The sequence below is a fragment of the Flavobacterium piscinae genome, from assembly GCF_004122145.1.
Classification (GTDB): Bacteria; Bacteroidota; Bacteroidia; order Flavobacteriales; family Flavobacteriaceae; genus Flavobacterium; species Flavobacterium piscinae.
Genome location: NZ_SBKQ01000010.1, coordinates 1 through 25,720 on the forward strand (window position 1 = coordinate 1; position 25,720 = coordinate 25,720).

The following is a 25,720-nucleotide window of genomic DNA, read 5'->3' on the forward strand; positions in this document are numbered from 1 at the left end:
ATGTGGTAGAAACTTCTGTACCGGCCGGAACTATTGTAGACAACATTTCTTTCCCTGATTTTGGTGGTTATTTAGAATTACCAAACTTAGATTTTACCTTAGACGTTCGTGATGAAACAGGAACAGTTACCGTCGCTTCGTACCAAGCTCCATTGCAAACGTTAGGATTAGATGGTGCTGCCATTACTGTTGTAGCCAGTGGATTTTTAGATCCATCACAAAATAGTAACGGACCTGCATTTGGTTTATGGGTGGCTCTTGCTTCCGGTGGTGATTTGATTCCACTGCCTGAAATCCCACTAAGTGTGGATAATTTTGATTTAAATTCAATTTCATTGTATCCAAATCCGGCAAGAGAAACAATCACTCTTTCTATTCCATTTGATTACAATAACTTCAAAGCAACTATTTACGATTTGAGCGGAAGACAAGTAAAAACTGTTTCCAATCCAAATAATATTGACATAAGCGATTTAAATAGTGGTATGTATATTTTAAATACAACCCTCAACGATCTTAGTTTTAATCAAAAGTTTGTGAAAAGCTAAGCATTTTTCAAACCAATAGTTATTGAAGGGTCATCAGAAATGATGGCCTTTCGATTTTTAAATAAAGTGTGGTTTTAATTTAACTCAATCTCAAAACTCCTCAAAAAAGCAATTGAGTTTTCAATATCATAATGCAAAATGCGGTCTTCTTTGACAAATGGAACTTCCGTTCGATATGATTTCAAAAATTGCTCAATAAATTCACTGGATTTCAATGGTCTTCTAAACTCAATGGCTTGCGAAGCATTCATCAATTCAATAGCCAAAATGCGTTCTAAATTTTCAATAATTTTCAAACATTTTGTCGCGGCATTCGCACCCATACTCACGTGATCTTCTTGTCCGTTACTGGATACAATGCTGTCAATACTGGCCGGAGTGGCTAATTGTTTGTTCTGACTTACGATGCTTGCAGCCGTATATTGCGGAATCATAAATCCGGAATTCAACCCCGGATTGTCTACTAAAAATGCAGGTAAACCACGAAGACCGGAAATTAATTGATAGGTTCTTCTTTCCGAAATACTTCCCAATTCCGCTAATGCTATTCCAAGAAAATCTAACGCTAGAGCCAACGGTTGTCCGTGGAAATTTCCACCGGAAACAATCGTATCTTCCCCAACAAAAATATTTGGATTATCCGTAACAGAATTAATTTCGGTTCGAAAAACCCTTCGTACATAATCCATCGCATCCTTTGAAGCTCCGTGCACTTGCGGCATACATCGGAAAGAATACGGGTCTTGAACGTGCGTTTTCTTTTGATTGATGATTTGACTTCCTTCTAAAAAATCAATGATTCGTTGAGCGGTTTCAATTTGCCCTTTGTGCGGTCGAACCAAATGAATCAACTCATTAAACGGATCAATTCGACCATCAAAACCTTCTAAAGAAATGGTACCGATTAAATCCGCTAAATAGCATAATTGATAGGATTTTAATAAAATATGAACACCATAAGCACTCATGAACTGCGTGCCATTTAGCAATGCTAAACCTTCTTTGGATTGCAAAACGATAGGTTTCCAATTAAAATGAGCAAGTAGCTCTTTGGAATGGACTTTTTTACCTTCAAAATATACTTCTCCTTCTCCTAATAATGGCAAACTCAAGTGAGCTAACGGAGCCAAATCACCTGATGCACCTAAGGAACCTTGCGTGTAAATCACGGGTAAAACATCATGATTAAAAAAAGCTATTAATCGTTCCACTGTTTCCAATTGAACGCCTGAATTTCCGTAACTCAACGATTGTATTTTAAGTAACAACATCAATTTTACGATTGCGTTTGGTACTTCCTCCCCTGTTCCACAGGCGTGCGATTTTACCAAGTTTTCTTGGAGTTGAGAAAGATTTTCATTCGAAATTTTCACATTACATAATGACCCAAATCCGGTATTGATTCCGTAAATTGGATCGGTTTGTGATTGCATTTTTTTATCTAAATAATCACGGCATTTTTGGATGTTGACTTTCGCTTCTTCCGATAAAGCCAACGATTTATTTTCAAGTAAAATTTGATTGATGGTTTCCAATGAAAGCACATCGGAACTGATATAATGATAATGGTCCATTTATAGTTTGGTTGAGGCTCCAAAATTCCGCAAACGTTTGCATAAATGCAACACAATTGTGGTTTTTTTAATAACAAAATGTGATTGAAATTGATTACATTTGATTATCTAAACAATTTTACAATGAGAAAAATACTCTTTTTATTACTTTTTATTTGTTTCCTATCTTGTCAGGAAAAAGAAATAATCACCACCATATCCGGAACTATAAAAGATACAGAGGCAAAAGAAATGGAATTGGAAGGAATTAATTTTTCAAAGAAAATTCTGCTTCAAGCCAATGGTGCCTTTTCTGACACGTTGGATTTACCCTATGATGGAATGTACTATTTGATTCTAACAGATGAAAAATCATTTTATGTGTATCTGGAAAAAGGATTTCAGCTTCAATTGGAAACTAATGCCGATGATTTCATCAATTCTTTGAAATATAGTGGTAGTGGAAAAGATGAAAACAATTACCTTGTTCAAAAAAATAAACTCATTGAATCCAAATACGGAGACCAAAGTAACTTTGAAAATGTTATGAAAATCTTCTCTGTTGAAGAAAACGTTTTTCTTGAAAACATAGAAAGTCTGAAAAAAAGTATGTTGGAAAAATTAGCTTCTTCCAATATAAAAAATGAAGTATTTCTCAACAATGAAAAAAAAGAAATTGAAATTTTAGCATTAAAATATCAAGAACAATATGCCCCATATCATGGTTATTCTATCAATAATAGGGAATATAAAACCGGTGAAACATTTCCAAAAGCCGGAGATGATTATGATATGAATGATGAAGAAACTTTCAAACATTCTTATTCGTATCGAACATTAATTGGTGGTATTTTTCAACGCATCATGTACGAGACGCCATCTGAAGACAAAACACCTTTTGATAAAGGACTAGGTAAACTCAATACTATTAAAAGTGAAATGATTCGTAGTGAATTAGTCAAAAACATGATGTATGAAATGAATCTTTCTGCTAAAAATATTGATTTGATTTACAAAGAGTTAATGAAACATTCTATTGACTCGGTCTTTAAAAAAGAAACTACCTTAAAATATGAAACCTTAAAAAAGTTAGTAAAAGGTTCGCCCTCACCTACTTTTGATTATGAAAACATCAATGGAGGAAAAACTTCCTTGGAAAGTTTGAAAGGTAAATTTGTTTACATAGACGTTTGGGCTACTTGGTGCGGACCTTGTATTGGAGAAATCCCGGCTTTAAAAGAAGTTGAAAAAGAATACCACGGAAAAAACATCGAATTTGTTAGCATTTCCATTGATGATAAAAAAGACCATGAAAAATGGAAAAAAATGGTGGCTGATAAAGAATTGAAAGGCATTCAATTGTTCGCTGATAACGACTGGAAATCTGATTTTGTAAAAAAATATGCGATTGATGGAATTCCAAGATTCATTCTTATCGATACCGAAGGTAAAATTGTCAATGCTGATGCTCCCAGACCCTCCGATACTAAATTAAAAGAAGTATTGACCGAACTTGGGTTATAGTGTAAATGATAATTTTTTTAAACCATTTAGCAATTAAGAACCATTAAAATTGTGCACGACTTAATGAACCTTAATTTCTTAATGGTTTAATTTTTTTTAATTTTTCAACTCCAAAAATACTTTTCCCAAATATTTGATAATATCAGAAGCAATAAAACCTTCATACCCCATATCGTTCATCGCAATATCAGCTGTTCGTCCGTGAAAATAAACGCCTAAAAAAGCTGCATCTACAGCCGAGTATCCCTGGGCTCTAAAACTCGTTATCATACCTGAAAGTACATCTCCACTTCCTCCGGTAGCAAGGGCCTGATTTCCTGATGAATTGACATATACATTTTTACCTTCAATAATTAATGTGTAAGCCCCTTTAATTAAAATTACAAACTGATATTTTTGGGCTAATTGCCTCGTTTTTTCAATTTTTTCAAAATCGTCTTTCCAAGTGCCAATGAGTCGTTCTAATTCTCTGGGATGAGGGGTTAAAATTGAATTTTTAGGAACTAATTCTAACCATTCCGGATGCTCTGAAAGAATATTTAAAGCATCAGCATCAACCACTAAAGGTGTTAAGTTGTTTTTTAAAAAATGATAAAAAGCTTCTTTTGTTTCGTTTTCTTGACCAATTCCCATTCCAATACCAATAGCTTTAGGTTGAATAGCAAAATTAATGTCGGTAATTTTATAATTGTTTTCGTCGGCTATAACCATAGCCTCAGGTGTAGCTGTTTGCATAATTTCATACCCACATTTCGGAATAAATACGGTTGCTAATCCACATCCTGATCGCAAAGCTGCTTGCGAAGCCAAAACCATAGCTCCTATTTTTCCAAAACAACCTCCAATTAATAAAACATGTCCTTGTGTGCCTTTGTGTGAAAACTTTGAAATAGGTTTATATCGTCTTTTAATTTCATTTAAATCCGTGTAATAATAATTGGTTGGAATGGATTCAATGGATTTTTCATCTAATTGAATTGGTAACAAAACAATATTGTCAATATAATTTTCATTTTCAGGAAGATAAAAAGCCAGTTTAGGAAATTCAAATGTAAGCACTACATCAGAATGAATAGCTATCGTTGTTTTTTTATCCAAAAATAGTCCCGACGGAACATCAATGGATACTTTAAACGATTGATGATAATTTATTTTTTGAATCAGTTTTTGAATCCAACTTGCTAATTCTCTGGTTAATCCAATTCCGAAAATAGCATCTACTATAATGTGATTTTCACCAATATCAGGAAATTCAGAAGTTTCACTAATCACATCATAGCTTAAGTTGCATTCCTTTAAACGACCAAGATTTGAATTAAAATCAACGGAGAAATTTTCGCTAAATGACACAACATACACATGAACCTCAAAATAATTTTGTTTCAGCATTCGGGCTATCACTAAGCCATCTCCCCCATTGTTTCCCACACCACAAAAAATGTGATAAACTGTTTTTTTATCTTGAAAATGATTGACTAACCATAAAAAGGCTTGCAAAGCGGCTCGTTCCATCAGTTCAAGAGAGGAAATTTGTTGTCGCTCAATTGTCAATTTATCAAGTTCTTTAATTTTTTCTGCTGTAAAAATTTTCATCTGATAGTAGAAAATTAAGTTTGTTGAGATATTCGTAAAAGTTTAAAAATCCTTTTTTCTTCACGTAAATTTATTACATTTGTTTCAGATGAAATCACAAAAGAACATATTTTATTCAATTCTATCCTTCAATTTGTTGAACGGATATTCTTTTGGCACATCTTCTACGACTACAACCCCATTCGGGGTATAATTTACACATATCATCCTAAGCTATGCTTATTCGAAAGAATAAAATAAAATCTATGTATTCCATTAAAAATTAATCAAATGAAGGTATTAAAATTCGGAGGAACTTCGGTTGCCAATGCTCAAAATATAAAGCTAGTACTCGAAATTGTTGAACAAAAATCAAAAGAAGATAAGCTCATTGTAGCTGTTTCCGCTTTTAGTGGCGTAACCGATTTATTATTATCTGCAGCCTCAAAAGCATCTTCCAAAGATAATTCGTATAGAGATGTCGTTTTGCAAATCGAGAAAAAACATCTCGAAGCTATAAAAGAATTAATTCCGGCAAACGAACAAACGGCTTTGCTACATTATTGTAAAAAGAATATTTCGCTATTAGAAACTTTATTAGATGGTTGTTATTTGTTAGGTGAATTAACCACCAGAACATCCGATATGATTGTCAGTTTTGGTGAACTACTTTCTTCCTACATCATTGCAGATGCGATGAAACAAAAAGTGGTCAACAGCCAATTTAAAGACAGTCGTGAATTAATCAAAACCAATAATCACTTTGGAAAAGCCGAAGTTTATTTTGAAATTACAAACAAAAATATCCGAAATTATTTTTCAGATAACGCTACACAAGTAACAGTAATTCCCGGATTTATTGCTTCCTCCATGAGTAACAACACCACAACTTTAGGTCGTGGGGGTTCCGATTACACTGCTGCCATTGTAGCCGCTGCATTACAAGTAAAAGAATTAGAGATTTGGACGGATGTAAATGGTATGTTTACGGCCAATCCTAAAATCGTAAAACAAGCTCAACCCATTGAAAAAATAACCTACGAAGAGGCAATGGAATTGTCTCACTTTGGGGCAAAAGTGCTTTATCCGCCAACTATACAACCGGTTTTGAGCAAAAATATTCCGATTTGGATAAAAAATACCTTTGAACCGGAAGCTTATGGAACGTTTATTTCTTCAGAATCCAATCCAAGCGGAAATCCTATAAAAGGAATATCACATATTGATAAAATAAGTTTAATAACCTTAGAAGGCTCCGGAATGGTAGGTGTTGCCGGTGTTTCAAAGCGTTTGTTCGAAGTGCTTTCTAATCATGTTATCAACGTTATTTTTATCACACAAGCTTCATCCGAACATTCCATTTGCATTGGGATTTTGAATGCAGAGGCTGATTTGGCTAAAACATCCATTGATAAAGTTTTTGAATTGGAAATTGCTCAACAAAAAATCAATCCGTGTGTGATTGAAAAAGATTTATGTATCGTAGCTTTGGTGGGCGAACAAATGAAAAATCACCAAGGAATCAGTGGAAAAATGTTCAGCACGCTAGGCAAAAACAATGTAAATATTCGGGCCATTGCTCAAGGGGCTTCGGAACGCAATATTTCTGTAGTGATCAATGAAAATGATGTCAAAAAAGCATTGAATACACTACACGAACGCTTTTTTGAAGAACAAACCAAGCAATTGAACTTATTTGTCATGGGGGTTGGAAATGTAGGCGAAAAATTCATCGAACAAATTCACCAACAAAAGAAATTCCTAAAAGAAAATTTGAAGATTAATCTTCGGGTAATTGCCCTTTCCAATTCCAGAAAAATGGTTTTTGAAGAAGAAGGAATTGCCTTAAAAGATTGGAAAACAGCGTTAGAAAATGGTGAAAAGGCCTCTAAATCGGATTTTATTGAAAAAACAAAATCCCTGAACCTTCGTAACAGTATATTTGTAGATATCACTGCCAATGCTGAAATTTCAAAAACCTACGAACAGTATCTTCGTAAAAACATTGCAGTGGTAACGTGCAACAAAATTGCTTGTTCCTCTGAATATGAAAATTATCAAAATTTAAAACGCTTGTCGCGAAAATACAATGCTCCCTTTTTGTTTGAAACCAATGTGGGTGCAGGTTTACCCATTATTGATACGTTAAAACATTTGATAGCTTCCGGAGATCGAATCCATAAAATTCAAGCAGTTTTATCCGGAAGTTTAAACTTTATTTTTAATAATTTCAGTGAAACCTACAATTTTCATGATGTGGTGAAAGAAGCCGGCGTACAAGGTTTTACCGAACCCGATCCGAAAATTGATTTGAGTGGTGTGGATGTAGCACGTAAAATTTTGATTCTCATTCGCGAAAGCGGTTATCAAATGGAAATGGAAGACATTGAAAATGTTTCGTTTTTACCCAAAGAGTGTATGGAAACAACTAATAATGTTGACTTTTTTAAGTCCTTAACAAAACATGCAACTCATTTTGAAAACTTATTGAAAGAAGCAAAAGAAAAAGATTGTCGTTTGAAATTCGTTGCTAAATTCGATAACGGAAAAGCGGGTGTTGGTTTGCAATACATTCCAAAGGAAAGTCCGTTTTACAATTTGGAAGGAAAAGATAATATTGTGGAATTTTTCACCGATCGTTATGTCGATCAACCGTTAATCATCAAAGGAGCCGGTGCCGGTGCTGCAGTAACAGCTTCCGGAATTTTTGCGGATGTGATACGGATTGGAAATGTTTAATTTAAGGTACTGAGCTTCTAAGGTTCTAAGGTTCTAAGTTACTAAGCAACCTCTGAACCTTAGAATCTTAGAACTTAGAACCTTTTAAAAAAATGAACGAAATAAAACTATTCTGCCCCGCCACTGTTGCCAACTTATCCTGTGGATTTGATGTCTTAGGCTTGTGTTTAGAGGGTATTGGTGATGAAATGATTATTCGCAAAAGCAATGAAAAAGGTATCCGAATTACTAAAATAACCGGAGCCGATTTGCCTTTAGAAACTGAAAAAAATGTAGCCGGTGTGGCCGGAATGGCATTGTTAAATCATTTGAATTTGGAGTTCGGTTTTGAAATTGAAATCCATAAAAAAATCAAAGCCGGTAGCGGAATCGGAAGCAGTGCCGCCAGTGCAGCCGGAATTGTAGTGGGAATCAATGAATTATTGGGAAATCCTTTACTTCGAAAAGAGTTGATTCCGTTTGCGATGGAAGGCGAATTTTTAGCCAGTGTAAGTTATCACGCTGATAATGTGGCTCCTGCAATTTTAGGAGGATTTACATTAGTTAGAAGCTATGATCCGCTAGAAGTGATTAAAATTAAAAGTCCGAAAGATTTGTTTGTAACGATTATTCATCCTCATATTGAAGTCAAAACTTCTGAAGCAAGAAGTATATTACCGAAGGAAATTCCGTTAAAAACAGCCATCACTCAATGGGGAAATTTAGGCGGATTAATTAGTGGATTATATACAGAGGATTATGAATTAATTGGAAGAAGTTTGCAAGATGTAGTGGCAGAACCCTATCGAAAAAACTTAATTCCTGAATTTGATAATGTAAAAAAAGTAGCTTTAGAAAATGGTGCGTTGGGTTGCGGAATTTCAGGTTCTGGACCATCAATTTACACCTTAAATAAAAGTTACAAAACAGCTGAAAATGTGGCTAATGAAATAAAAAAAGTCTATTCAAAAACCAAAATCGGGTTTGATGTTTACACATCAAAAATTTGTGATAATGGTGTAATTAAGCTGAAATAAATTCTTTTCTAACTATTAAAATTGTGTAAATCTATTCATGTAATTTAAATGCCTAAATTTGCTAAAATCAAAATTGGATACATGTTTAAATATTATTCTGTTCTATTCCTAATTATTACTTTTTTGTCAGGTTGCAACAGTCAAAAAGGAACAACTATTGACGATTATGTTTTTCGTAAAAAAGAAGAGCGAACAAAATATATCAAAGCATATAATGAAACATTAAAGCTTTGGAAAATTCCATTTAAGGAAGAAAATATTATTACAAGCTACGGAACTGCTCATGTTATTATTACTGGTCCAAAAAATGCAGAACCACTCGTTTTATTACATGGAATGGATGCCAGTTCAACCATGTGGTATCCAAACATCAAAGTTTTATCAAAAAACCATCGTGTGTATGCCATCGATTTTTTGATGGAACCCGGAAAATCCGTTTCTTGTGGTGAAACAATATCTAAGGAAGAAACCATCGCTTGGTACAATGAAATCTTTACACATTATAATTTAAAGAAAATTAAAATTGTGGGTGCTTCTCGCGGAGGTTGGTTGGCAACTTTATTAGCTACCCAAGAAAACAGTAATATCAGCAAAATGGTTTTGTTGAGTCCGGCACAGACGCTGGAAAATTTAGACAAAATGCACAAAGCGTCTTCTGCGTTGATGTTTAAACTTTTTCCTAACAAGAAAAAATTAGAAAACACATTGAATGCTTTTGCTTTTTATCCTGAAAAAATTGATCCAATTTACAAGAATCAGTTTTTTTTAGCTAATAAATTTGCCAAAGCAAACATGAGTTTTATACAAATGCAACCCTTTTCAAAAGAAGAAATTGAAAAAATTACGATTCCAGTTTTAATTATGATTGGAGATAACGATATAGTAAATTCTCAAAAAAGTTTAGAAAAAGGCAATGAGCTTCTCCCAAAAGGTGAAATGATAACAATTGAAAATGCCGGTCACTTTTTAACCATTGATCAACCTGAAATAGTTAATCAAAAAATGATTGAATTTTTAGAAAAGTAATTTATGAGTATTGGATATAAATAAAAAACTCCAAGCTATTTACTTGAAGTTTTTCTATATTCAATTATCTATTTTCTTTATTCTATTCTCTTCTTACTTAATAAATTCTATTTTCTGAACTTCTTCCATATTCACACTGTCAAAGAAGCCTTGATCATTCATCCAGTCATCACTGAACACTTTACTCATATAACGTGACCCATGGTCAGGGAAAATGGCAATAACATTTGAATTAGCATCAAATTCACCCTCTTCGGCAAATTGACGAATGGCTTGAACAACTGCACCGGAAGTATACCCAACAAATAACCCTTCTTTAACGGCAATTTCACGTGTAGTATGAGCACTTTCTTCGTCAGTTACTTTGATGAATTTGTCAATCACATCAAAATCAGTAGCGGTTGGAATTAAATTTTTTCCTAAACCTTCTATGCGGTAAGGATAAATTTCTTCACTGTCAAATTCTTTGGTTTCGTGGTATTTTTTCAACACTGAACCATACGCATCAACTCCTAAAATTCTAATGTTTGGATTCTTTTCTTTCAAATATTTAGCAGCTCCTGATAAAGTACCACCTGTTCCGCTACAAGCGATTAAATGGGTAATTTGACCGTTAGTTTGTTCCCAGATTTCCGGACCGGTAGTTTTATAATGAGCATCAATATTTAATTGATTAAAATATTGATTGATATAAATAGAACCTTTTGTTTCTTCATGTAATCGTTTTGCAACATTGTAGTAAGAGCGTTCGTCATCTGCCGAAACGTGAGCCGGGCAAACATAAACTTTGGCTCCCATACTGCGTAACATGTCTATTTTATCACGTGATGATTTAGAACTTACCGCCAAAATACAATTGTATCCTTTTATAATACTTACCATGGCAAGGCTAAAACCTGTATTTCCTGATGTTGTTTCGATAATGGTATCGCCCGGAGAAAGTATTCCTTGACGTTCAGCTTCTTCTATAATGTATAATGCTATTCTATCTTTGGTTGAATGGCCTGGGTTGAACGATTCAACCTTAGCATAAAAATTACCTTCTAAATTATCTGTAATTCGATTGAGTTTAATTAATGGCGTATTTCCAATCAAATCCAATACACTATTATAAGCTTTTATCTGTTCTTTCATAAAAAATATGTTAGTCAAGGCAAACTTCTATTGTTTTTGGCAACCTTAAAACCTTGCAAATTTATAAAAAAAAATTTTATTTTTCAATTCCTTCTAAATCTAAAAGAAAACTAAACTCTTTTGCCAATTCTTTTAAAGCTTCAAATCGCCCTGAAGCCCCACCATGACCCGCATCCATGTTGGTGTCTAAAAACAATAAATTTTTATCTGTTTTTAACGTTCTAAGTTTAGCAACCCATTTGGCCGGCTCCCAGTATTGCACTTGTGAATCGTGCAACCCAGTGGTAACCAACATATTTGGATAATTTTGAGCTTTAACATTGTCATACGGTGAGTACGACTTCATATAATCATAATATTCTTTGTCATTCGGATTTCCCCATTCATCGTACTCGCCGGTAGTCAAAGGAATTGTTTCATCCAACATAGTTGTCACTACATCTACAAATGGAACGGCAGCAATCACCCCATTATATAACTCAGGAGCCATATTCACGACTGCACCCATCAACAAACCTCCGGCAGATCCTCCTTGTGCATATAATTTTTTAGGGTTGGTATAATTTTGTTCAATTAAATATTTTGAACAATCAATAAAATCCGTAAAGGTATTTTTCTTTTTTAATAATTTTCCGTCTTCATACCATTGGCGACCCATGTCTTCTCCACCGCGGATGTGAGCAATCGCATAGATAAATCCCCGGTCTAATAAACTTAAAAGGGTTGAATCAAAATTAGGATCCATCGAATTACCATAGGAACCATAGGCATATTGCAACAACGGATTATTGCCGTCTTTCTTCATTTCTTTGCGGTATACTAACGAAATGGGTACCTTTGTACCATCCGTAGCCGTAGCCCAAACTCGCTCTTCTTTGTAGTTGGCTTTATCAAATTTTCCACCCAAAACAGCCATCTCCTTTTTCACCTCTTTTGTTTTGGTTTTCATGTTAAAATCGATAACCGAATAAGGTGTGGCCAACGATTGATAGCCAAAACGAAGAATGTCCGTGTCAAAATCCACATTGGTACCCACAAATGCGGAATAGGTTTCTATTTCAAACGGTAAATAATACTCACCGCTGCCACTCCAAGGCATGATACGGATTTTATTTAAACCATTGGAACGTTCTTCCACCACCAAATAGTTTTTAAAAATCTCAATTCCTTCAATCAACACGTTTTCATCATGTGGAATTACATCTACCCAATTTTCTGCTGTTGTAGCTGTATCCGGAGTTTTCATTACCTTGAAATTGGTTGCTTTGTCTTTGTTGGTCACAATGTAAAAATGATCATTATAATGTGAAATGTTGTATTCTAAACCTCTCGTTCTGGGATGAAAAACCTTAAATCGATCTCCGGGTTTATTAGCATCTAAAATTTGAAATTCTGAGGTCAATGTACTACTGCTGTTAATTACTAAGAATTTTTTCGATTTTGTTTTGGCAATGTATACACTGAATGTTTCATCTTTCTCATGAAAAACTATTTCGTCTTTTTTAGCATCGGTTCCTAAAACATGTTTGTGAATTTTATTCGAACGTAAGGTAACTTTTTCTTTGGTGGTGTAAAACAACGTTTTGTTGTCATTAGCCCACACAGCTGCACCGGAAACATTTTCAATTTTGTCTGACAAGAGTTCACCGGTCTCCAAATTCTTTACCTGTAAGGTGTAAATCCTTCTTCCTACTTTATCGGTAGAAAACGATACCAATTTGTTGTCTTCACTCACATTTAAACCGCTTAAATTGAAGTAAGAATGCCCTTTTGCCATTTCATTGCAATCAAACATAATCTCCTCTTGAGCAGTTAAACTTCCTTTTTTTCGTGAATAAATCGGATATTCTTTACCGGTTTCAAAACGGGTAATGTAGTAATATCCATTATATAAAAAGGGAACAGATTCATCGTCCTCTTTGATTCGCGACTTCATTTCCTCAAACAAATCTTTTTGAAATGCTTGCGTGTGAGCCGTCATTTTTTGATAATAGTCGTTTTCGTCTTTCAAGTATTGAATGACTTCCGGATTTTCACGGTCGTTTAACCAATAATAAGGATCTACTCGCTGATCGCCATGCTTTTCAAGGACGGTATCTTTTTTAGCCGCCATTGGGGGTTGTATATTTTCTGACATGTTAATCTCCTTTTTTTGACAGGAAGTTGCAAAAATAATACAAACAAAACTTAACGTTACCCATTTAGCCATAAAAAAATAGTGTAATAAAACTATGCAATATATTACATTTGCAGTTCAGAATTTATAAAAATTATCAACATGTTTGGAGACTTAATGGGCATGATGGGTAAACTCAAAGAAACCCAACAAAAAATAGAAGAAACAAAAAAGCGTTTAGACCACGTTTTAATTGATGAACAAAGCAATGACGGGCTTTTAAAGGTAACCTTAACTGCCAATCGTACCGTAAAATCGATTGAAATTGATCCTTCTCTTTTAGAAGATAAAGAACAATTGGAGGACTATTTTATTTTGGTTATGAACAAAGCCATTCAAAAAGCAACCAACGTTAATGAAACGGAATTAGCCGCCGTTGCCAAAGAAGGAATGCCGAATATTCCGGGAATGGATATGTTTAATAGATAAACGAATACATAAACGAATGTCTATGGAAAGAGAGTATCCAACAATACTTGAAAGAATAAAATCGACTACAATTGATACAATTATTATTATTGCATTCATGTATTTCGCTTCAGAAATATTGAATTCATTTGAAAATGTTCCGGATTTTATCAGAATGATATTATTTGCCTTAATACTATTGTACGAACCAATTTTGACTGCTTTTGGTGCAACTATTGGAAACGAAAAAATGGAAATTCGGGTAAGAAGTAACGCAAATCATGCTAAAAAAATTAATTTTTTCCAAGCTGTGATTAGAGTCATTTTAAAATATTTACTTGGTTGGTTATCCTTTATCACTCTTTTTTTTAGTGATAAAGGAAGAACTATTCATGATTATGCAAGTGGGAGTATCATGATTAAAGTTTAATAGCAAATCATTTTTCTATCTACTTTACTAAAAGATTTTACAAAGCCTATTTATAGCTTTAAAATTACATGGACGATTTTGATCAATTAGGAAATTATGAAAAGTGTTTTTGAATTTTTTCTAAAACACCATCTTCTCCAACGCTTCCATCACATACGAATGCATTACTTCCTTGTAATCCAAATGGGTTACCATGCGCAGTTTTCCTTTGCCTAACGAGCTGATGGAAATGTTTTTCTGCTTTAATTTTTCAATGACCAATTCATCTTTGATGTGCGGTAAAACCGAAAAAATCACAATATTCGTCTCTACTTCCTCCACCGTTTGTACCCAGTTGGTTTTAGCTAACACTTCCCCTAATTCTTTCGCACGTCGGTGGTCTTCTGCTAAGCGTTCGATGTTGTGCTCCATCGCATAAAGTGCCGCGGCTGCCAAATAGCCGGCTTGTCGCATGCCGCCTCCTAATACTTTTCGAATGCGTAAGGCTTTGTGATAATCCTTTTCACTCATCAATAAAACGGAACCAATCGGTGCTCCCATTCCTTTGGAAAAACATACCGAAATAGTGTCAAACAATATCCCAAATTGCAACGGATCTTGGTTTTTGGCGACCAAGGCATTCCACAAACGGGCTCCGTCCAAATGGTATTTTAATCCGTGACGGTCGCATACTTTGCGGATGGCAATTAAATCGTCCATTTCATAACAGGCTCCTCCCCCTTTGTTGGTCGTGTTTTCCAACGCAACCAAAGTGGTTAACGGACTATGGTAAAAGTCAGGCGGATTGATGGCGGCTTCCACTTGCTCTGCGGTAATCATTCCACGATGACCGTCCAACAAACGACAGGAAACTCCACTGTTAAAGGAAACCCCTCCTCCTTCGTAGTTAAAAATATGGGCATATTTATCGGCAATCAATTGTTCTCCCGGTTGGGTATGTAATTTGATAGCTGTTTGATTCGCCATCGTTCCGGAAGGAAAAAATAAGGCTTTTTCCATTCCAAAAAAAGCAGCGGTGTAGGCTTCTAATTCATTTACGGTAGGGTCGTGTTTAAATACATCATCCCCCACTTTTGCCGTAAACATCGCTCTTAGCATATCTAACGAAGGCTTGGTTACGGTATCACTGATTAAATTTATTTCCATATTTTAAAGCTATATTGCTTGAATTCTTTATCTTATTTGTACTTTATATTTACTTATTTTTTACCTAAATGCATCTTATACGACTTATATGGTTTAAAAAAAAATTATTTTAAATTTCATCTTTATTCTAACCATGCAAAAACATATTTACATTAAGGACTATTTTTTATCCAAAATTATTCCATTAAACATATATATCCCAACTGGTAATCTACTTATAAAATTCTGAAACTGTTTTTCCAAATCAATTTCGTTATTGATGATTTTAAGTATTTTTCTTGCATCCATAACTTCATTGGGTATTTCAACTGAATCTGTTTTATAATAATAGTCGGATTTTAATTCCCAAAAAGAAGCACTTTGATTTAATTCTTTTTGAAAAAGATTAAAAATAATTGTTGTTCCATCTAATCCTTTAATACAGTTTTTAATTTCACTACAATCCTTTAGTTTATGATATCCACTATTTTTCAATTTCGTTATTAACTTCTCAACTAACTTTTCTGGTATTTTAATTCTTTGAGAAATTATACTAGTTTGTTCTTCCTTTTTATTAGTCTTCCATACGCTATGAGTTAGATTTCCTTCATATGTTTCATTCTTGAATTTAATTAATTCTAATCTTTGAAATTCAGCTACGTCAACGCTATAAATTTCTTCATGTAAAAGACTATCAAATTCGGTTAAATTATACTCATAATTAGTTTGTCCGAACGAAAATATTCCAATTAGTGATAAAAAAAATGTGAAAAAAAAATTTTTCAAAATAGTTAATAACAAACTTATATGACTTATATGGTTTAAAAACAATCCGTTTTTTATGATTAGGACAACTCACATCTACTCCCTACCTTTGCAAAAAACAAAACTACAATAATTATGACAAATACCGAACAAATTAAAGGTATTGTAGAACGCCTTGGTGCGTTGAGGAGGTATCTTTGACATCGATAAGAAGTTAATTGAAATTACCAACGAAGAAGAAAAAACCTTCGACCCTACCTTTTGGAACAATCCAAAAGAAGCTGAAATCGTGGTCCGCGACTTGCGTTCAAAGAAAAAATGGGTAGAAGACTATCAAAAAGCAGTCAATTTATCGGAAGAATTACAAATGGTTTTTGAGTTTTTCAAAGACGGCGATGCTACTGAAGCTGAAGTAGATAGCGTTTTTGAACAAACCAATACCTTAATTGAAAACCTGGAGTTTAAAAACATGCTTTCGGAAGAAGGTGATAACCTGAGTGCCGTTTTGCAAATCACAGCCGGTGCCGGTGGTACGGAAAGTTGCGACTGGGCTTCCATGCTCATGCGAATGTACCTCATGTGGGCCGAAAAAGAAGGCTACAAAGTAAAAGAACTCAACTTTCAAGAAGGTGATGTTGCCGGAATTAAAACCGTAACCCTAGAGATTGAAGGCGATTATGCTTTTGGTTACCTAAAAGGCGAAAATGGTGTGCATCGATTGGTGCGTATTTCACCGTTTGACAGTAATGCCAAACGCCATACTTCCTTTGCTTCCGTATATGTATACCCGTCTGTGGATGACACAATAGAAATTGAAATCAATCCGGCAGACTTGGAAATCATTACCTCTCGTTCAAGTGGTGCGGGTGGACAAAACGTGAACAAAGTAGAAACGAAAGTACAGTTGTTTCACAAACCCACCGGGATTCAAATTCAATGTTCGGAAACGCGTTCACAACAAGATAACCGTCAACGGGCGATGCAAATGTTACGTTCGCAATTGTATGAAATTGAATTGAACAAACGAATGGCACAAAGAGCCGACATCGAAGCCGGAAAAATGAAAATTGAATGGGGTTCGCAAATTCGAAACTACGTGATGCATCCTTACAAATTAGTTAAAGACGTCCGAACCAGTCATGAAACCAGTGATGTTGAAGGCGTTATGAACGGTGAAATCGATGCGTTTTTGAAAGCGTATTTGATGATGATGGGACAAAAGGAGGAATAGTTTAAGGGTTTAAAAGTTTAATATTTTAAAGGTTTAAAAGGGATTGTTAGTTAAAAGGGTTATCTTAGTTCTTAGATTTTAAAAAGTGTAAAAAAAGGTGTGAAGTTTCGATTTTTTTACTACTTTTATTAAAAGTATTGGTATGAATCATTCTAAGGTAACCTTACAAACGCCCGCCTTAACGCACGAAAAATCACTTAAAACTTTAGTCGAGAACAGAACTGTTTATTCCTTGAATAACTGTGAGTTAAACTTATTTGAAACGTACGAACAAAGCATTAAAGTTCCGTTGAAGTTTAATGATTTGGTAGTGACCAGTATGCTGCGGGGCAAAAAAGTAATGCACCTTTTTGAAGACCCTGAGTTTGAGTATCTGCCGGGGGAAACAGTTATCATTCCTTCCAATGTAGAGATGAAAATTGATTTTCCGGAGGCCACACAACACAATCCTACACAATGTTTGGCATTGGCTATTGACCAATTTAAAATCAAAGAAACACTCGATTTTTTAAACGAACGCTATCCTAAAGAAGGCTATAAACACTTTTGGAAATTGGATTATGAAAATTATTTCTTTTATAACAATTTAGAACTGGCTTCCACCATCAACAAACTCATTAAAGAATGCATGAGTACGTCGATTACCAAAGATGCGTTAGCCGATTTGACCTTACAGGAACTCTTGGTTCGTATTATTCAATCGCAAACAGTTAAAGCGATTAACAGTCATCAACTGATTGACAGCAATAATCCCATTGCCATTGTAGTGGAATATATCCGTCAGAACATTCAAAACGCAATTAGCTTGAAAGAATTGAGTGATAAAGCTTGCATGAGCACCACCTCTTTTTACCGCTATTTTAAACGAGAATTAGGCATGAGTCCTATTGAGTTTATCCTGAATGAAAAGATTAAGTTTGCCAAAAATTTATTGAATAATCCCAGAATCAATATCTCGGAGGTTTCGTATGCCACCGGTTTTGAAGATGCCAATTACTTCATTCGGGTGTTTAAAAAATACGAAGGCGTTACCCCAAAACAATACCAATTAATGAATGTGAATGGATAATATGCTATTCGTTTCGCTTGATGTCCATTAAATTAGCAGCTTCTTCTTCTGTAAACAATCGGTAATTTACTTTAAAAGTTTTACCAAAAGGTGTTTCCAACGAAAAACCACCTGCTCCTATTCCATCCGTTACATCTAACGTAAAATGTGCGTGCTTCCAGTATTCGAACAAATCTTTGTCCACCCAAAATTCAAAACCGCTGACTGTTCCTATACAAACATCGCCGTAGCGAAGGTAAAAGCCGCCTTTTTCAAAGCATTGGGGTTGGGTTCCTTCGCAACAGCCACCCGCTTGATAAAACATTACATCACCGAATTTTTCCTGTAACAGTGCAATTAATTCCAACGCTTTTTCTGTTGCGTCCAATCGTTTTACTTTTTCCATTGGTTAAAAGTTTAAAAGCCACGAATCCACAACCTCTTTAGTGAATCCGTGGCTTTATGGGTATTTTGGTTGTTTTTAGAAAAATCCTAATTTATTTTTATTGTAGGAGATCAACATGTTTTTGGATTGACGATAATGCCCCAACATCATTTTGTGGTTTTCACGGCCAATTCCGGATTGTTTGTAACCCCCAAACGGTGCTCCTGCCGGATACGCATGGTATTGATTCACCCATACTCTACCCGCTTGAATGGCTCTTGGCACTTGATACAATTCATGAGCATCGCGTGTCCAAACGCCTGCTCCTAAGCCATACATGGTGTCATTGGCTATTGCAATCGCTTCTTCTGTAGTTTTGAAAGTGGTCACCGCCAAAACCGGTCCGAAAATCTCTTCTTGAAAAATTCGCATTTTATTGTGTCCTTTGAATAACGTAGGTTGAATGTAATATCCGCCTTCCATTTCACCACCCAAATGATTGACTTCTCCACCGCACAATAATTCAGCTCCTTCTTCTTTTCCTAATTTGATATAAGAAAGTATTTTATCTTTTTGTATTTGCGACGCTTGTGCTCCCATCATTACTGATGTATCAAAAGGATTTCCGGTTTTGATGGCATTAACTCTGGCTATTACTTTTTCAATAAAGACATCATAAATGGATTCGTGAATCAATAATCGAGAGGGACACGTACACACTTCACCTTGATTCAAAGCAAACAACGCCACGCCTTCCAACGCTTTGTCTAAAAATTCATCGTCGGCATCCATCACCGATGGGAAAAAGATATTGGGTGATTTTCCACCTAATTCCAGCGTAACCGGAATAATGTTTTCTGTGGCATATTGCATTACTAAACGTCCGGTGGCGGTTGAACCGGTGAATGCTGCTTTGGACACTTTTGGATTGGTAACCAGTGTTCTGCCTAATTCCGCTCCAAAACCATTTACGATATTCACTACCCCTGCCGGAAGTAAATCTTCAATCAATTCCATTAAGACCATTATGGAAATTGGCGTACTTTCTGCGGGTTTTAACACCACACAATTTCCGGCAGCTAAAGCGGGAGCGAGTTTCCATACTGCCATTAATATTGGGAAATTCCAAGGAATAATCTGTGCGACTACACCAATAGGTTCGTGCACAATGATGGAAACGGTGTCTTTGTCTAATTCACTAATAGAACCTTCTTCTGCCCGAATCACTCCTGCAAAATAACGAAAATGATCAATGGCTAAAGGCATATCTGCAGCCATGGTTTCTCTGATGGCTTTTCCATTATCTAAGGTTTCAACAGCGGCTAAATGTTCTAAGTTCGCCTCCATTCGGTCGGCAATTTTATTTAAAATAATGCTTCGCTCTGTTGCAGAAGTTTGTCCCCAAGTTTTAAAAGCTGCATGTGCGGCATCCACAGCCATTTCAATATCCATCTTAGCCGAATGAGCGGCTTTGGCCATTAATTTTCCATCTACCGGCGACAATACTTCAAAATATTGTCCGGTGGAAGGTGCGGTCCATTTTCCGTTAATGTAGTTATCGTACTTTTCTTTTAATTGGGGTCTTGCTATTACACTCATAATCTGTTATTTTTTGGTTTACTCAAAAGTACTTTTAACTGTTTTCTTAAAATAGCACATTTTTGGCAAATGATAGCACAAAATTGATTTATCGTATTTTTTACTCGTTAAAAATGAGACTTACATATTTTTTACGCTAAATTTTAAACTATCCTCAACTCCCAACTCCCAACTCCCCACTCCCCTCTCAAAAAAACAAATTTCCTACTTCTCAAACGATTTCGTATTTTAGCATCCGAATAAAAAATAAACCCCATGGATTTAAACTTCAACAAAAACGAAGACCACAATAAACTTTTATTAGCCGAATTAAAACGCCGTTTTGCTCAAGTGAAATTGGGCGGTGGCGAAAAAAGAATTGAAAAACTGCATGCCGAAGGTAAAATGTCCGCTCGTGAACGCATCGATTATTTGTTGGATGAAAAAGCCAAAAGCATTGAAATCGGGGCTTTTGCCGGAGACGGAATGTACAAGGAACACGGCGGTTGTCCGTCCGGTGGTGTGGTGGTGAAAATCGGGTACATCAAAGGAAAACAATGTATCGTAGTGGCTAATGATGCCACAGTGAAAGCCGGTGCTTGGTTTCCGATTACGGGAAAAAAGAACTTGCGTGCCCAAGAAATCGCCATTGAAAACCGTTTGCCGATTATTTATTTAGTGGACAGTGCCGGGGTGTATTTACCCATGCAAGATGAGATATTTCCCGACAAAGAACATTTCGGACGTATCTTCAGAAACAACGCTATTATGAGCAGTATGGGCATTACGCAAATTGCGGCTGTTATGGGGAGTTGTGTGGCCGGAGGAGCCTATTTACCGATTATGAGTGACGAAGCGATGATTGTCGATAAAACCGGAAGTATCTTCTTAGCCGGAAGTTATTTGGTAAAAGCCGCCATTGGCGAAAACATTGACAATGAAACGCTGGGCGGAGCGACTACCCACTGTGAAATTTCTGGCGTAACCGACTATAAAGCCAAAGATGACAAAGATGCGTTAGACCGCATCAAAAGTATTGTGGGTAAAATAGGTGACTTTGATAAAGCCGGATTCAACCGAGAGAAAGCGGCCAAACCTGCTTTGAAAGAAAGTGATATTTATGGTATTCTCCCGAAATCGAGAGCGGATCAATATGACATGATGGAAATTATTAAACGTTTGGTGGATAACTCCGAAATGGATATGTATAAAGACGGATACGGACAATCCATCATCACGTGTTATGCTCGTATTGATGGCTGGGCGGTAGGAATCGTAGCCAACCAACGCACCGTTTCCAAAACCAAAAAAGGGGAAATTCAATTTGGTGGGGTGATTTATTCGGACTCTGCCGATAAAGCGACGCGTTTTATTGCGAATTGCAACCAAAAGAAAATTCCGTTGGTTTTCTTGCAAGACGTGACCGGATTTATGGTAGGAAGCAAATCTGAACACGGCGGTATCATTAAAGACGGAGCCAAAATGGTGAATGCGGTTTCCAATTCGGTGGTGCCTAAATTTACGATTGTTGTAGGCAATTCGTATGGAGCCGGCAATTATGCCATGTGTGGAAAAGCCTATGACCCTCGCTTAATTGCCGCTTGGCCGAGTGCTGAATTAGCGGTAATGGGTGGCACACAAGCCGCCAAAGTACTGATGCAAATTGAAGCCTCTTCTCTGAAAGCGAAAGGTGAAATTGTGGATGAAGCCAAAGAAAAAGAGTTGTTTGATAAAATCAAAGCCCGTTATGATGAACAGGTTTCGCCTTATTATGCAGCCTCCCGATTATGGACCGATGCCATCATCGACCCGCTGGAAACGAGAACCTGGATATCCATGGGCATTGAAGCGGCAAACCACGCTCCGATTGAAAAGCAGTTTAATTTGGGGGTAATACAGGTGTAGTTGTATTGATTGACAATTGCTATGTTTCTATGTGGTTAAATTGTTTAAAACCACATAGAAACATAGTTTTATTTAGTCTAAATGCCGTTTCACTTCATCTAGAGCATCATAGCTATGTGAGCCCAAAATTGGGCTATCTATCCCTTTTTTTTGCTATGTTCCTATGCGGTTAAATTGTTTTTTATTACAGATTGCACCGCTGAGAATTAATTGGCTTAATTTTTGATTCTCAAACAAAAATCAATTCAAATGAAAAAAATTCTCTTTTTGCTGATTACTTTGTGTTCAACTTCAGTTATTGCTCAAAACGAAGATTATATTGGAACTTACGAATTTTACAATAAAGATGTCAAAGGTGATGTGATTAAGTATGAACTTCTCTTAAACGCTGATCAAACCTTTACTTTTCACTTTTACAGAAACATCATTTGTTCGGTTTGCAAAGAAGAAAACAGCTATGGAAAAGGTAGTTGGAAAATTGAAAATAAAATAATTCATTTTACAACCAACGCAGATGATTTGGACTCAAAATACACCTTAAACTTTTCCGGATCTACAGCACGATTAATAAAAAAATCACCGAGAGACTTAACAGACAAAATTGTCCCTACTGCTCTTCAATTCTATAAATCAAAGATTTTTTGGATTGAAAACTTAAAAATTTTGAAGAAGGAATAAATCCCAAAATCACCCAAATTCCAATTTCCTTTTATAGCTTTGCAGCGATGAAAAACCACACCCATTTTATCGCTTTCAAGCAAAACATTTCCGGTATTGAGTTACCTCAAAAATTCACCTTTCCGTTTTATTACGAACCGCATGAATTGAGTAAAATAGCCGCTTCTGAACTACAAGACTACTTGCACACCCAAACCGATTGGGAGCACAATTTCGGCTTACAAGAAGGCCAACAAGGCTTAGTCATCGGGAAAATGTTTGGCGTGTTGGTCGTGCAAAATGAAGCGGGAGAAGTAGGTTATTTAGCCGCTTTCTCCGGAAAATTAGCCGATAGCAACGAACACCGTCACTTTGTGCCACCCGTGTTTGACATGTTGCAACAAGACGGTTTTTTTAAACAGGAAGAAAAAATCCTGAACGAATACAACCGCCAAATTGAAGCCTTGGAAAACGATACAACGTATCATACATTACAAGCCCAATTGGCCACTACCCTTTTGCAAGCCGAACACGACAAAGCCGAAAAGAAAGAACAAAGTCGATTGAATAAAATTCGTCGGGATGAAAGGCGGATGAAAGCGGAACAAGAACTGCCCTTTGAAGACTACAAAGCCTTGCAGAAACAATTGAGCAAAGAAAGCCAGCAGGAAAGCATTCAGCTCAAGCAAATGAATTATTATTGGAAAGAAACGATTGCCCAAGCCCGGCAAAAAGTAGCTGATTTTGAAGCAAACATCCAACGGTTAAAAGACGAACGCAAAGCCAAATCGGCGGCGTTGCAACAGAAATTGTTTCAGCAATATGCATTTTTGAACGCACAAGGCGAAACCAAAAGTTTGGGAGCTATTTTTGACAACAATCCGCCGGCGAGTGCGGGAGAATGTGCCGCCCCGAAATTGTTGCACTATGCCTTTCAACACCAACTGCAACCGATTGCCTTGGCTGAATTTTGGTGGGGACAATCGCCAAAGTCTGAAATACGGAAACACGGCCATTTTTATCCCGCGTGTACGGGCAAATGCAAACCCATTTTGGCTCACATGTTAGTGGGCTTGAACGTGGACGACAACCCGTTGTTGCAGAATCCGGCGGAAGACAAGGAGTTAACCTTTCTATACGACGATGCCTATTTATCGGTAGTGCATAAACCGGCCGAGTTTTTATCGGTACCCGGCAAAGCGATACGGGATTCGGTGTATACCCGTTACCAAGCTCGGTTTCCGGAAGCGACCGGACCGTTGATTGTGCACCGGTTAGACATGTCCACCTCCGGGATATTGTTGTTAGCCAAAAGCACGGAAGTCTATTTGCAACTGCAAGCCAAATTCATGAAACGCACGGTGCAAAAAAGGTATGTAGCCTTATTGAACGGAATAATTAACCAAGACCGTGGCGAAATCAATTTACCCTTGCGGGTTGATTTAGACAACCGCCCAAACCAGTTGGTGTGTTACCAACACGGTAAACCCGCCAAAACGCTGTGGGAAGTGGTTGAACGCCGGGAGCACACTACGTTGGTACACTTCTACCCCATCACGGGCCGCACGCACCAGTTGCGGGTGCACGCCGCCCATACGGAAGGCCTCAATGCCCCTATTGTAGGCGATGATTTATACGGCACCAAAGCCGACCGCCTATATTTGCATGCCGAACGCATACGGTTTTGGCATCCGGTGTTGGGGAAAGAGATGGAAGTGGTGGATGGGGTTGGGTTTTAGGTATTTGTCAGGAAAAACTGGTTTTAATATTATGAGGATTTGAAAAAGTTGTGTAGATTTGATAATATTTACTAGTTGTCAGTAATTCTAAACAGCATTATTCTAAAAATAAGAGAAATGGATGAAACTCAAGAACCAGATTACACTTACTATTTAGCTGAAAGAAAAAGGCGGAAAACTGTTTTAAAGAATTTTGTCAAAAAAAACATTAAAAGAGTAAGTAGCTATTTGAGTTTGATATTAGTTATTCCTGCATTATTAGGTGGAATTTGGCAGGTATTGGAATTAATCAGCATCCGCTTACAATTAATACGCTTTTTCTCTGCAAGTCAACTGATAGCTGACGGAATAATTGTAATGATATTTTTGTCTTTTACTAGTATGGGTATTTTAATGATTATTGGAATTTATGTAATTGATCCGCCCAAAAAACCACCAGTTCCTATTTTAGAGAATGATGAACCAAAATATGCACTTGGAAATGCTATAAGTGCGGTGCTAATATTCGGTGGCTATCATTTCTTAATGAACTATCTGTCAAACGACTTGGAAGCAAAACCTACCGGGCATAATTTGTGGATGCTTTTCATGGCTGTGGCAGGATTTCTAATTATTACATTCCTTATGTTGAAAGGCTTTACAGAAACCAAATTTAGTCTAGGAAAAGTTAATGGCCTTTTGCACTATTATATGTCCTATTTTATAATTGGAGGTTACTTGTATTCCCTTTCAAGAGTATTTATAATGTTTCATTTGATCTTCATGGTTCCAAAAGATTTAGTAAATATTCAACAAATTGAATGTAAAGTCGAGTCACTATATCCGAAAAACGCCCACAAGCTTCAATATTTTAATGATAAATATGCTTTCATTGAAATATACGACACCATTAAATTGGCAAAAAAAGATTCTATCGCTGGGAAAATTCTAATCCTCAATTTTGATGAACTTTTAGAGGAAAAAAATTGTGGACAAAAAAATATAGATGAAAATATTATAAAACCAAAAATTAAATATGATTAGTTTGAGCTAGAAACCCCCAAGCTCTCCTGAGTCTTCTATGATAGCACGTGCTCTGCGAATTGCGTTTTTTAATCCGAAAAACAGCTTTTGATTTTTGCGAGAAGTTGAAAAAGTTGTTTAGATTTGAATATATTTACC

Annotated in this window: 21 protein-coding genes; 13 read left to right on the forward strand and 8 right to left on the reverse strand. The window is 36.1% G+C overall.

All coding sequences use genetic code 11. The features are described 5' to 3' along the window. Positions 1–548: T9SS type A sorting domain-containing protein (locus tag EQG68_RS10085; protein WP_164975430.1), on the forward strand; the 548-nt coding region annotated here is incomplete at its 5' end. 74 nt (positions 549–622) lie between these two features. Here EQG68_RS10085 and hutH read toward each other — a convergent pair. Further along, on the reverse strand, positions 623–2,122 hold the full coding sequence (gene hutH / locus EQG68_RS10090; RefSeq protein WP_129464767.1) for a histidine ammonia-lyase: 1,500 nt from the start codon (positions 2,120–2,122) through the stop codon (positions 623–625). 123 nt (positions 2,123–2,245) lie between these two features. Here hutH and EQG68_RS10095 point away from each other — a divergent pair, with 123 nt between their 5' ends. Continuing rightward, positions 2,246–3,625 carry a TlpA family protein disulfide reductase gene (locus EQG68_RS10095; protein WP_129464768.1) on the forward strand — a complete coding sequence of 460 codons (1,380 nt, stop codon included), beginning with the start codon at positions 2,246–2,248 and terminating at the stop codon, positions 3,623–3,625. A gap of 96 nt (positions 3,626–3,721) precedes the next feature. Here EQG68_RS10095 and EQG68_RS10100 read toward each other — a convergent pair whose 3' ends face one another. Then, positions 3,722–5,218, reverse strand: coding sequence for an NAD(P)H-hydrate dehydratase (locus tag EQG68_RS10100; protein ID WP_129464769.1), 1,497 nt, complete (start codon positions 5,216–5,218; stop codon positions 3,722–3,724). A 270-nt stretch (positions 5,219–5,488) separates the two neighbouring features. On the opposite strand from EQG68_RS10100, the gene thrA reads away from it, so the two are divergent. From thrA to EQG68_RS10115, 3 genes are all read left to right on the forward strand, one after another. Next, entirely contained in the window at positions 5,489–7,936 is a 2,448-nt protein-coding gene (thrA, locus tag EQG68_RS10105; protein WP_129464770.1) for a bifunctional aspartate kinase/homoserine dehydrogenase I, read from the forward strand. Positions 7,937–8,028: 92 nt separating this feature from the next. After that, positions 8,029–8,952 (forward strand): homoserine kinase, encoded by a 924-nt coding sequence (locus EQG68_RS10110; protein WP_129464771.1) that lies wholly within the window; start codon positions 8,029–8,031, stop codon positions 8,950–8,952. An 81-nt stretch (positions 8,953–9,033) separates the two neighbouring features. Beyond that, positions 9,034–9,978, forward strand: coding sequence for an alpha/beta fold hydrolase (locus tag EQG68_RS10115; protein ID WP_129464772.1), 945 nt, complete (start codon positions 9,034–9,036; stop codon positions 9,976–9,978). Between the two features lie 93 nt (positions 9,979–10,071). On the opposite strand, the gene EQG68_RS10120 is transcribed toward EQG68_RS10115, so the two are convergent. Both EQG68_RS10120 and EQG68_RS10125 read right to left on the reverse strand, forming a co-directional pair. Further along, entirely contained in the window at positions 10,072–11,112 is a 1,041-nt protein-coding gene (locus EQG68_RS10120) for a PLP-dependent cysteine synthase family protein (RefSeq protein ID WP_129464773.1), read from the reverse strand. A gap of 76 nt (positions 11,113–11,188) precedes the next feature. Further along, positions 11,189–13,249: a S9 family peptidase gene (locus EQG68_RS10125; RefSeq protein ID WP_129464774.1), complete on the reverse strand. Its 2,061-nt coding sequence runs from the start codon at positions 13,247–13,249 to the stop codon at positions 11,189–11,191. Positions 13,250–13,390: 141 nt separating this feature from the next. Between EQG68_RS10125 and EQG68_RS10130 the strand changes: the two genes are divergently transcribed. Both EQG68_RS10130 and EQG68_RS10135 read left to right on the forward strand, forming a co-directional pair. Then, the gene (locus tag EQG68_RS10130) at positions 13,391–13,717 is read left to right on the forward strand and encodes a YbaB/EbfC family nucleoid-associated protein (RefSeq protein ID WP_129464775.1); all 327 of its coding nucleotides are present in this window, start codon (positions 13,391–13,393) and stop codon (positions 13,715–13,717) included. Positions 13,718–13,739: 22 nt separating this feature from the next. Then, positions 13,740–14,126: an RDD family protein gene (locus EQG68_RS10135; protein WP_164975432.1), complete on the forward strand. Its 387-nt coding sequence runs from the start codon at positions 13,740–13,742 to the stop codon at positions 14,124–14,126. Between the two features lie 120 nt (positions 14,127–14,246). Here EQG68_RS10135 and EQG68_RS10140 read toward each other — a convergent pair whose 3' ends face one another. Together EQG68_RS10140 and EQG68_RS10145 are read right to left on the reverse strand one after the other, a co-directional pair. Beyond that, complete coding sequence (locus EQG68_RS10140) at positions 14,247–15,272, reverse strand: threonine aldolase family protein (RefSeq protein ID WP_129464777.1); 1,026 nt, start codon at positions 15,270–15,272, stop codon at positions 14,247–14,249. A 159-nt stretch (positions 15,273–15,431) separates the two neighbouring features. Beyond that, the gene (locus tag EQG68_RS10145) at positions 15,432–16,037 is read right to left on the reverse strand and encodes a hypothetical protein (RefSeq protein ID WP_129464778.1); all 606 of its coding nucleotides are present in this window, start codon (positions 16,035–16,037) and stop codon (positions 15,432–15,434) included. Positions 16,038–16,151: 114 nt separating this feature from the next. On the opposite strand from EQG68_RS10145, the gene prfB reads away from it, so the two are divergent. Both prfB and EQG68_RS10155 read left to right on the forward strand, forming a co-directional pair. After that, positions 16,152–17,247, forward strand: a protein-coding gene (gene prfB / locus EQG68_RS10150; RefSeq protein ID WP_129464779.1) for a peptide chain release factor 2 whose coding sequence is annotated in 2 segments (ribosomal slippage) — positions 16,152–16,214 and positions 16,216–17,247 — 1,095 coding nt in all. Because the reading frame shifts where the segments join, the coding sequence is not laid out codon by codon here. 142 nt (positions 17,248–17,389) lie between these two features. Then, on the forward strand, positions 17,390–18,316 hold the full coding sequence (locus tag EQG68_RS10155; protein ID WP_129464780.1) for an AraC family transcriptional regulator: 927 nt from the start codon (positions 17,390–17,392) through the stop codon (positions 18,314–18,316). Positions 18,317–18,320: 4 nt separating this feature from the next. Here EQG68_RS10155 and EQG68_RS10160 read toward each other — a convergent pair whose 3' ends face one another. Next, positions 18,321–18,701 carry a DUF779 domain-containing protein gene (locus EQG68_RS10160; RefSeq protein ID WP_129464781.1) on the reverse strand — a complete coding sequence of 127 codons (381 nt, stop codon included), beginning with the start codon at positions 18,699–18,701 and terminating at the stop codon, positions 18,321–18,323. Positions 18,702–18,776: 75 nt separating this feature from the next. Further along, positions 18,777–20,279 (reverse strand): aldehyde dehydrogenase family protein, encoded by a 1,503-nt coding sequence (locus EQG68_RS10165; protein ID WP_129464782.1) that lies wholly within the window; start codon positions 20,277–20,279, stop codon positions 18,777–18,779. 255 nt (positions 20,280–20,534) lie between these two features. Between EQG68_RS10165 and EQG68_RS10170 the strand changes: the two genes are divergently transcribed. The 4 genes from EQG68_RS10170 (at position 20,535) to EQG68_RS10185 (ending at position 25,582) form a co-directional block, all read left to right on the forward strand. Beyond that, entirely contained in the window at positions 20,535–22,163 is a 1,629-nt protein-coding gene (locus tag EQG68_RS10170; RefSeq protein ID WP_129464783.1) for an acyl-CoA carboxylase subunit beta, read from the forward strand. Between the two features lie 249 nt (positions 22,164–22,412). After that, positions 22,413–22,841, forward strand: coding sequence for a hypothetical protein (locus EQG68_RS10175; RefSeq protein WP_129464784.1), 429 nt, complete (start codon positions 22,413–22,415; stop codon positions 22,839–22,841). A gap of 47 nt (positions 22,842–22,888) precedes the next feature. Further along, positions 22,889–24,559 (forward strand): RluA family pseudouridine synthase, encoded by a 1,671-nt coding sequence (locus tag EQG68_RS10180; RefSeq protein WP_129464785.1) that lies wholly within the window; start codon positions 22,889–22,891, stop codon positions 24,557–24,559. A gap of 117 nt (positions 24,560–24,676) precedes the next feature. Then, positions 24,677–25,582: a hypothetical protein gene (locus tag EQG68_RS10185; RefSeq protein WP_129464786.1), complete on the forward strand. Its 906-nt coding sequence runs from the start codon at positions 24,677–24,679 to the stop codon at positions 25,580–25,582. The last annotated feature ends 138 nt before the right edge of the window (positions 25,583–25,720 follow it).

Excerpts from the sequence above, each read along its gene's own strand:
- EQG68_RS10120 (WP_129464773.1), bottom strand. The coding sequence starts at position 11,112 with ATGAAAGAACAGATAAAAGCTTATAATAGTGTATTGGATTTGATTGGA.
- EQG68_RS10100 (WP_129464769.1), bottom strand. The coding sequence starts at position 5,218 with ATGAAAATTTTTACAGCAGAAAAAATTAAAGAACTTGATAAATTGACA.
- EQG68_RS10185 (WP_129464786.1), top strand. The coding sequence starts at position 24,677 with ATGGATGAAACTCAAGAACCAGATTACACTTACTATTTAGCTGAAAGA.
- EQG68_RS10125 (WP_129464774.1), bottom strand. The coding sequence starts at position 13,249 with ATGTCAGAAAATATACAACCCCCAATGGCGGCTAAAAAAGATACCGTC.
- EQG68_RS10095 (WP_129464768.1), top strand. The coding sequence starts at position 2,246 with ATGAGAAAAATACTCTTTTTATTACTTTTTATTTGTTTCCTATCTTGT.
- EQG68_RS10115 (WP_129464772.1), top strand. The coding sequence starts at position 9,034 with ATGTTTAAATATTATTCTGTTCTATTCCTAATTATTACTTTTTTGTCA.
- EQG68_RS10180 (WP_129464785.1), top strand. The coding sequence starts at position 22,889 with ATGAAAAACCACACCCATTTTATCGCTTTCAAGCAAAACATTTCCGGT.
- hutH (WP_129464767.1), bottom strand. The coding sequence starts at position 2,122 with ATGGACCATTATCATTATATCAGTTCCGATGTGCTTTCATTGGAAACC.
- EQG68_RS10110 (WP_129464771.1), top strand. The coding sequence starts at position 8,029 with ATGAACGAAATAAAACTATTCTGCCCCGCCACTGTTGCCAACTTATCC.
- EQG68_RS10135 (WP_164975432.1), top strand. The coding sequence starts at position 13,740 with ATGGAAAGAGAGTATCCAACAATACTTGAAAGAATAAAATCGACTACA.
- EQG68_RS10170 (WP_129464783.1), top strand. The coding sequence starts at position 20,535 with ATGGATTTAAACTTCAACAAAAACGAAGACCACAATAAACTTTTATTA.
- thrA (WP_129464770.1), top strand. The coding sequence starts at position 5,489 with ATGAAGGTATTAAAATTCGGAGGAACTTCGGTTGCCAATGCTCAAAAT.
- EQG68_RS10155 (WP_129464780.1), top strand. The coding sequence starts at position 17,390 with ATGAATCATTCTAAGGTAACCTTACAAACGCCCGCCTTAACGCACGAA.
- EQG68_RS10140 (WP_129464777.1), bottom strand. The coding sequence starts at position 15,272 with ATGGAAATAAATTTAATCAGTGATACCGTAACCAAGCCTTCGTTAGAT.
- EQG68_RS10130 (WP_129464775.1), top strand. The coding sequence starts at position 13,391 with ATGTTTGGAGACTTAATGGGCATGATGGGTAAACTCAAAGAAACCCAA.
- EQG68_RS10165 (WP_129464782.1), bottom strand. The coding sequence starts at position 20,279 with ATGAGTGTAATAGCAAGACCCCAATTAAAAGAAAAGTACGATAACTAC.
- EQG68_RS10175 (WP_129464784.1), top strand. The coding sequence starts at position 22,413 with ATGAAAAAAATTCTCTTTTTGCTGATTACTTTGTGTTCAACTTCAGTT.
- EQG68_RS10160 (WP_129464781.1), bottom strand. The coding sequence starts at position 18,701 with ATGGAAAAAGTAAAACGATTGGACGCAACAGAAAAAGCGTTGGAATTA.